Raw genomic sequence first — 9111 nt, forward strand, 5'->3', positions numbered from 1 at the left:
AATGGTATACTTTAAGATTTGCACTCCATTTGAATCAGACATACCAATGAGTTGATAAAAGTTCTCTGCATCAATTTGGATGTGCATTTTTAAGAAAATCCATAATCATACCACAAAATAATTTTGCAAGAGGTCTATTGACTACAAGACATGGTAGAAGGAATAGAAGAACTTTGTCCGGATTGAGCCACAAGCATAATATCACCGTTACCATCAACGATCCATCCTTGAGCCTCCACAATTTCATCGCTAGATTTGGTCATAGTTGCAGTAGATGATTTATCCGTGATGGCTGTTGTTTGTGCAGGCAAATCTACCCAACCAGTAATCACTGCTCGTCCTTGCAACGGTTCATTAGGGCTTTGGGGCAATCCACCGCGTCCGGTGGCGATAAAGCTACTGGCGTTTTGTCCTCTTCTAGGAGTGCAACCTTGGGCAATTTGTTGGGATGCATCTATTAGGTTAGAGGGTAGTTGAATTAAGCCGCGACTGGGGTCAGTGTCTGGACTGTTGATGGTTACTTCGCCACTAACTCCCAATTCTGAACTTGCTGTAATGTCACTGTTTTCGGTTGGGCTTTTTTGTGGAAGAATACCGTAAATACCGTTAGTTGTAATATCAACTCTACCACCAATCCCTGTAAAGGCGTTAGCGCTGATATCACTATTTTCGTTGGAAACAGCAACAATGAAAGGGCTGTTAATGGTGATGTTACCGCCATCGCCACCGAATTCGCTACTGCCGGCAGTGGTAGAAATTTGACTACCATTGCGTAGTAATAATAAGTCTTGCAACTTCAGGGTAATATTACCACCATTCCCCGATCTGGTTATGGCGGCGATCGCTCCTTGGTTATCCAACCTCAAAGAACTAGCTCGGATGTCAAGGTTGCCTGCCGTCCCCGATCCGGTACTACTGACAGTAACTTCACCTCCATCCCGGACACTCATCTGTTCAGTTTCAATCTTTAAACTTCCCCCACTACCAGTACCTTCTGGCGTCACCGCAGCGCTGATTTGGCTGTTAAAGTTACCATTTGGTGATTTGCCAACGACTTCTACAGATTTCGAGGCATGAATTTGTAATTTACCTGCATTGCCCACTCCAGCAGTTCCAACTGATACTACTGCACCACCTCTCACACTCAAGCGATCGCTTTCAATTGTTAAATCACCACCGTTACCTCTGGGTGGAATCTTTGTTTCGTCTGCGTCTATTTCAACACCTGCATTGATTCCTGTCGCAAAGAGGTTATCAACAGGTGTATCAAATACCTCTACCTCAGAGGCATGAATTGTGAGATTACCAGCGTCGCCTTGACCAAAAGTAGCGACTTGCACTTTGCCTCCATGACTAACACTCAAGCGTTTTGTCTCAATGGTCAAGTTACCACCGCGACCCTCACCTTCAGTGTTTACTTGAGCGAATAAGCCAGCAGGATTTTCAATATTAGAACTTGATTTGATTTTTCCACTTACTTCCACTGAATTGGCAGCGCGAATAGTTAAATTTCCTGCAAACCCTTTACCGAAAACACTGCTTCCCACTTGACTATCAAGGACAGTCATGGTGTCAGTTTCAATGGTTATGTTGCCTGCATTTCCTGTGCCAAGAGTGTTCGCTGCGATCGCACTTCCATTCAAGACATTCATCATCCCAGATGCAATGGTTATGTTGCCTGCATCTCCTGTGCCATAAGTGTTCGCTGCGATCGCACTTTTATTTTCGGCAAGTAAGCGATCGCTGCTAATATTTATATTTCCTGCTTTTCCTGCACCAAAAGTTCTAGCCGCCAATTGTCCGCCATTGGTCATAAAAAGAGAATCAGTGGTGATATCAATACTACCCCCTTTAGCAAAAGTATCTTTCCCTTGAGCAGAGGCATCTCCAACATCGCTAAAAACAACACCGTTATCAAAAAAGACGCTATCGTTGGCATTAATAATTACATTTCCAGCATCTGCCAGTCCTAAAGTACTGGCAGATAGTTGTCCTTCTTGGACAATCAACTGATTGGTATTAATTGCCAAATCTCCCGCTTTTCCTGTACCCCATGTTTGAGTCAACAAGCTACTGGAAAAAGGAAATACACTATTACTATTAGTAGCAGTGCCAATCATTTGAACTGATTGGGAGGCATTTATATTCACATTTCCTCCAGCCCCACTACCGTAAGTTAGAGCTGAAATGACTCCTCCATCTTGGATTAACAACTGATTGGTGTTAATCGTAATCTTTCCTGCGGGCCCTGTGCCGTATGCATCAGAACTGATATTGCTAGGATACCATTCATCAGGAAACTGTGGAAGAATAGCAGTACCGACTAGCTGCACTGATGAAGCATTTACTGTTATACCCCCTCCAACCCCTTTACCATCGTTGTCGGTTGTGATTCCGGCCCCATTTTGGATGAGTAACTGTCTAGTGTTAATCGTGATGTCTCCAGCGTCTCCGGCTCCATTAGATGCGGCAAATATACCAGTAGAGCCTAAATAGGGATTATCTGGAATACCGATTACTTGCACTGATTCTGAGGCATTCACGGTCAAATTTCCTGCGATACCTTCACCGGAAGTAGAAACCGATACTTGCCCTCCATCTTCGACGAGCAACTTAGAAGTTTGAATTGTTAGCTTTCCTCCTTTTCCTGTTGCGCCAGAACTACTCTGAGTAAACAAGTCGCTGCCAAACTGACCACTAACTGTTAGACCTGCCACTCGTACAGACTCTGAGGCATTTACTGATAAATCTCCTGCCGCTCCTGCATTATTTGTACCAGATGAAATCTTTCCTCCTGCTAAAATTTGTAACTGCCTGGTATTAATTGTCAGGTTTCCTGCGTCTCCTGTCCCAAAAGTTTCAGCAAATAAACCACTGCGAATTCCAGTAGGTGATTCTCCAACGACTTGTACTGATTCGGAAGCATTTACACTCAATCCTTTTCCAGGTAATGCTCCAAAAGTGCTGGCTTCAATCTTGGAACCTCCACTAACTGTAACTCCTTTACCCCACACTTGAATAGCGCCGCCACCTTCGCCACTGGTACTAACCAAGGCTTGATTACTGAGTGAGATATCGGCTTTATATACATTATCAGGAACAATCAAACTCAAATTATTACCATCCACATTCAGTCCGACTGTCCCCTCACCTGCAATTCCTACCAATTCCACTCGTCCACCCGGAGCATTCAATTTACCTTCATTGATGGCAATTTCTCCACCCACTAATAGCAAACTTCGAGCATCTGGTACTCGTAGACCAAAGATATTATCTCCTGTTGGTGCAATTGAATTGTTTTCAATTCTACCAGCCTGAAGTTGATTGAATAGTAAAGCAGAAGGATTAACTGTTAGTAACGAGGAAGGAATCTGAGGATTTGTTGCACTAAATTCCAACCCATTGCCAAACACAAAAGAATTCGCAGTACTCCCGACAAAGGAACCCGCTACATCTAAGCGTGCATTGTTCCCAAATAAAATGCCGTTGGGATTGATAAAAAACAAATTTGCGCCACCATCTACTCCCAGTGTGCCGAAAATATTCGAGATATTACTTCCCGTCACCCGTGTGAGAATATTGGAGATTCCCGTGGGATTGGCAAAATAAACTCGTTGAGATTCTCCGACATTGAATTCCTGGAAACTATGAAACAGGTTTGCACCGCGAATTGTTCCACCATCAATGCGGTCAGCAGTATTACCTTTAATATTGACATTGGGAGTGATTTTTGAAGAGTTATTACCCAATGTTCCATCAGGGGTAATCTGGGCTAAAGTCTGATTTTCACAACCAAATATGACATGAGCAAGCACTCCAGTAATACTAAAAACTCCTAATAAATTTGAGTGCCAATTTCTATCTTTACAGGTTGCCATATCAGAACCAGCCTCGCTTGTTCATTTCTTACCTGTGAATATGCAATTTTTTACGCCACGGCTTCGAGCCACATATTCAAGGGTTTTCTGCTAGCCGTCTTGATAAATTTTTCTACAATTAATTTCAGCAGATATTTTCCCTCGATGAGAGTAAAGTTTTTAAAACTTAAAGTTAGGTAATGCATCTGATTGTTTTAATCGCTCTTGGGTTTCATCGAAAGCGACGGGAAACTCAAGGGAATTGAGTGGGTGGAGAGGGATAGTCGCCCCGTCGCATGGGGCATTGGGGAGGCAGTGCGTTGGGCGGGTTTCCCGACTTGAAGCAACTGCCGTCATTGGTAACTTCTTCCCCATGCCCCATGCCCAAAAACTCCAGAGAGCAAGTGGCGTGGAGTTTTTTATCGTAATTCCTCCTCCGACTCTTGGAGTAACGAATTATTGACTACAGGACATGGCAGAAGGAATAGAAGAACTTTGCAGAGAGTGAGCCACAAGCATAATATTACCATTAGCATCGGCAATCCATCCTTGAGCCTCCACAATCGGCTCGGTAGATTTGGTCACAGTTGCAGTAGGTAATTTATCCGTGATGGCTGTTGCTTGTGCGGGCAAATCTACCCAACCAGTAATCACTGCTCGTCCTTGCAACGGTTCATTAGGACTTTGGGGTAATCCACCGCGTCCGGTGGCGATAAAGCTACTGGCATTTTGTCTTCCTCTAGGTGTGCAACCTTGGGTAATTTGTTGGGATGCATCCACGAGGTTGGAGGGTAGTTGAATTAAGCCGCGACTAGGGTCAGTATCTGGACTGTTGATAGTTACTTGCCCACTCACTCCCAATTCTGAACTTGCTGTAATGTCGCTGTTTTCGGTTAGGCTTTTTTGCGGGAGAATACCGAAAATACCGTTAGTTGTAATGTCAACTCTACCACCAATCCCTGTAAAGGCGTTAGCGCTGATATCGCTATTTTCGTTGGGAACTGCAACGATAAATTTTGAGTTGATATTGATGTTCCCGCCATTGCCACCTAATTTTTCTGTACCTGCATTGGTGGAGATTTGACTGTTGCGACGGAGTAAAAGTAAGTCGCTGTTGACGTTGATATTACCACCGTTACCAGATGCAGATTCGGCGTTGAGTTTACCTTGGTTGTCTAAGGTAATTTTGGGTGAGTTGATTTCGATGTCGCCTGTGATTCCTGAACCAGTGGAACTGACAAATAAGCCACTGTTAGCGCCAATATTTGCTACGTTGTCAGGAAAGTTAGCAATGCGATCGCTGTAACTAGGGTCAATACCACTAATTATTAGCTGATCGTCAGCGTTGACAGTAATTTTACCTGCACGTCCATTGCTTGAGGTAGTCGTGGTGAGTTGTCCACCATTGAGTGCTTCAAAAATATTTGCATTCACCGTAATATCGCCACCCTTTTGATTATTTCTAGTGCGTGCATCTAATAAAGCGCCGTTGGAGATGCGAAAGATATTGGTGTTTATGGTCATATCGCCACCTTTACCTGTGGAATTAGAATCAGTAAATGTAAATAAAGCACTAGAAAATTCGCTCTCTTGACTAGTTCCAGAAACAGTTACCGCATCTTTTACATTTATGCGAATATTCCCCGCATTTCCCTGTCCTCGAGTTGAGGCTTCAAGTAAAGTGCCATCTCGTAATGATAAGTCACCAGAATCGATAGTAATGTTACCCCCATTGCCAAATGTTCCTGTGTCCACAAAGCTGTTAATTGCACTCCTAAAACCGTTTTTCTGCCCAGCAATATCAACAGCACCTGTTACCTTAACATTGACATTGCCTGCATCCCCTCTTCCTGCTGGTTGGGTATCAAATGCACCACGAGTAAAGGTTAGCAGTTGACCACCATTAGTGAGTGATAGGTTTGCTGCATTGATGTCGATATTGCCACCTTTACCTACACCTCCGGCTTCCACCGTGCTGAGGATGGGAGCAGATGCGAGGGAAACAGCATCTCGTGCCCGCACTGTCACATTCCCTGCATTCCCTTGTCCTAATGTTGAGGCTTGAAGATAAGCGCCATCTTGTAACGAGAAAGAACCAGAATCGATAGTAATGTTACCCCCATTGCCAACTGTCCCCGTTTCCACTCGACTGAAAATCGCACTGGCAAAACCATTTTTCTCCCCAGCAATATCAACAGCGCCAGTAACTTTAACATTGACATTCCCCGCATCTCCGCGTCCTGCTGGCTGGGTATCAAATGCTTTACTAGTAAGAGTTTGCAGTTGAGCGCCATCTTTTAATGACACTTTTGCAGCATTGAGGTCGATATTACCTCCCTTACCGACACCCCCTGCTTCCACTCTACTGAAGATGTAACCATCTGCAAGGGAAACAGCATCGAGTACCTTTACTCTCACATTCCCCGCATTCCCTTGTCCAAAAGTTGAGGTAGTAAGTGCAGCACCATTGCGTAACGACAAAGAACCAGAATCGATAGTAATGTTACTCCCATTGCCAACTGCCCCCGTTTCCACACTGCTAAAAATCGCACTGGGAAAACCATTTTTCTCCCCAGCAATATCAACAGCGTCAGTAACTTTAACATTGACATTCCCCGCATTCCCTTGTCCAAAAGTTGAGGCAGTAAGCGTAGCACCATCAATTAGTGATAGTGTTGCAGCATTGATGTCAATATTGCCACCTTTACCTACACCCCCTGCTGACACCCTGCTGAGGATGTAAGCATCTGCAAGGGAAACAGCATCTCGTGCCCGCACTGTCACATTCCCTGCATTCCCCACTCCAGAAGTTGAGGCAGCGAGCGCAGCACCATCTCGTAACAACAAAAAACCAGAATCGATAGTAATGTTACCCCCATTGCCAACTGTCCCCGTTTGTACACTGCTGCCAATCACACTGGCAAAACCATTTTTCTCCCCAGCAATATCAACAGCGCCAGTAACTTTAACATTGACATTCCCCGCATCTCCGCGTCCTGCTGGCTGGGTATCAAATGCTTTACTAGTAAGAGTTTGCAGTTGAGCGCCATCTTTTAATGACACTTTTGCAGCATTGAGGTCGATATTACCTCCCTTACCGACACCCCCTGCTTCTACCCTACTGAAGATGTAACCATCTGCAAGGGAAACAGCATCAAGTACCTTTACTCTCATATTCCCCGCATTTCCTTGTCCATAAGTTGAGGCTTGAAGATAAGCGCCATCTTGTAATGAGAAGGAACCAGAATTGATAGTAATGTTACCCCCATTACCTTTTGACCCCAAACGCACAGGATTACGAATTCTGCTCTCACCAGCAACTTTCATCTCCCCGGTAGCATTCAGCGTAATATCTCCCGCAACGGTTTCAGGTGTCCCCAAACCTTGCCCAATACCAGCAGATAGCCCACTTCCTCTTAAAATCTCTATATTTCGGGCATTGATAGCAATATTACCGCCACCAGCACCTTCTACAGACACAAACCCTTGATTAGTAAGCGATACATCTGCATGAGTCACATTAAGAGGAAATTTCAAGCTGAGATTATCGCCATTAAAAAGAAGATTGACATTTCCAGGTGCTGCTAATCCTCCTAACTCAACTCTTCCACCATAAGCATTTAACTGGCCGCCATCTATGCTGACATTACCACCCACTAGCAGCAAACTTTTACCATCTCCTACTCGTAAACCATATGCATTAAAACCTGCGGGAGTTATTCCTGCTGGTGCAATTGACCTGTTTTCAATTCTGCCAGCCTGAAGTTGATTGAATAGCAAAGCGGAAGGATTAACTGTTAGTAATCCAGAAGGAGTCTGAGGATTAGTTGCACTAAATTCCAACCCATTGCCAAACACAAAAGAATTCGCTGTACTAGCCACAAACGAACCCGCTACATCGAGGCGTGCATTGTTCCCAAATAAAATGCCATTGGGATTGATAAAAAACAAATTTGCACCACCATTCACCCCCAAAGTGCCGAGAATATTGGAGATATTACTTCCCGTCACCCGTGTGAGAATATTGGAGATTCCCGTGGGATTGGCAAAGTAAACTCGCTGCGATTCTCCAACATTAAATTCCTGGAAACTATGGAATAGGTTTGCACCGCGAATTGTTCCACCATCAATCCGGTCAGCCGTCAGTCCTTTAATATTGACATTGGGAGTGATTTTTGAAGAGTTATTACCCAATGTTTCATCAGGGGTAATCTGGGCTAAAGCGTAATTTTCACAACAAAATATGACATGAGCAAGCACTCCAGTAATACTAAAAACTCCTAATAAATCTGAAAGCCAATTCCTATTTCCACAGATTGCCATATCATAACCAGCCTCGCCTGCTCATTTTTTATCTGTGAATATGCAATCAATTTATTGATAAATTTTTCTACAATTAATTTCAGCAGATATTTTACCTCGATGAGAGTAAAGTTTTTAAAACTTAAAATTAGGTAGATCCCCGACTTTTTTTAAAAGTCGGGGATCTAAACACCGAGGTGAAAACTATTTTAGTCAAGTTGTTGAGCCGATAAGCAATAAAGCGAGCAAGTTAAAACTCCCACCGAATCGTTGCTTGCACCGTCAACGGTTCACCATAAAAAATGCCAAATTGACCATTGACAGCTTCAAAATATTCCACATCGAACAGCGTCTTTATCAAGCAACAGCGCCTTGTTTAGGCTGACGCACCGGACGCTTGCGCTCGCTTCGACGAACGCCTCCTGCCATTTTGTACTCATCGCTATTCTTGCCATACTTTGCAGCTACACTGACTAACATGTGTTCTGTTAGTTCCATCAGCGACTTTTCGGCAAGTTCTAAAGTTCCCTGAGTCAGATCCACGGTGGAGAGGCTTGAGTTATATGCTTCTAACTTGTCTTGTGTTGTTTTAATGGCGGCTGCAAAGGAGTCAATTGTTACTCCATTGCCTAAGTCTAAGCTGGGACTAATCGATTTCAAAGCCGCAATCCGACGCTGTGCTCTATCAAGTACTTTAGACCCGCGTTTGGGACGTGACATAAATTACTTTCCTCTTATTAATAATGCGCCAGGAGAAAAACTTAGTTTTACCCTGAACTGTACAGCACTAGGATAGACAGAAATCGGGTTACTTGACACCCGCATTATTCAGTATAAATTGATATATTTACTACAAAAATATCGAACACCTTTATGTAAAATGCCGGAGGTTGCCCAAATTCAATAAACGACTGCCCGAATTCAATAAACGACTGCCCGAATTCAATAAACG

At 43.8% G+C, this 9111-nt stretch carries 4 protein-coding genes; all 4 read right to left on the reverse strand.

Features of this window, described 5'->3' with window-relative positions; all coding sequences use genetic code 11:
- Positions 1-134: 134 nt before the first annotated feature.
- The 4 genes from RMY00_RS35135 to RMY00_RS35150 all read right to left on the reverse strand — a co-directional run bounded on the left by RMY00_RS35135 (position 135) and on the right by RMY00_RS35150 (position 8879).
- A complete protein-coding gene (locus RMY00_RS35135) occupies positions 135-3878 on the reverse strand; it encodes a filamentous hemagglutinin N-terminal domain-containing protein (protein ID WP_322651973.1) in 3744 nt (1247 codons plus the stop codon).
- 159 nt (positions 3879-4037) lie between these two features.
- The gene (locus RMY00_RS35140; protein ID WP_322651974.1) at positions 4038-4232 is read right to left on the reverse strand and encodes a hypothetical protein; all 195 of its coding nucleotides are present in this window, start codon (positions 4230-4232) and stop codon (positions 4038-4040) included.
- A gap of 81 nt (positions 4233-4313) precedes the next feature.
- A complete protein-coding gene (locus RMY00_RS35145) occupies positions 4314-8180 on the reverse strand; it encodes a filamentous hemagglutinin N-terminal domain-containing protein (protein WP_322651975.1) in 3867 nt (1288 codons plus the stop codon).
- A 336-nt stretch (positions 8181-8516) separates the two neighbouring features.
- The gene (locus RMY00_RS35150; protein WP_322651976.1) at positions 8517-8879 is read right to left on the reverse strand and encodes a hypothetical protein; all 363 of its coding nucleotides are present in this window, start codon (positions 8877-8879) and stop codon (positions 8517-8519) included.
- Positions 8880-9111: the final 232 nt, after the last annotated feature.

The organism is Nostoc sp. ChiVER01 (assembly GCF_034531155.1).
Lineage (GTDB): Bacteria > Cyanobacteriota > Cyanobacteriia > Cyanobacteriales > Nostocaceae > Nostoc.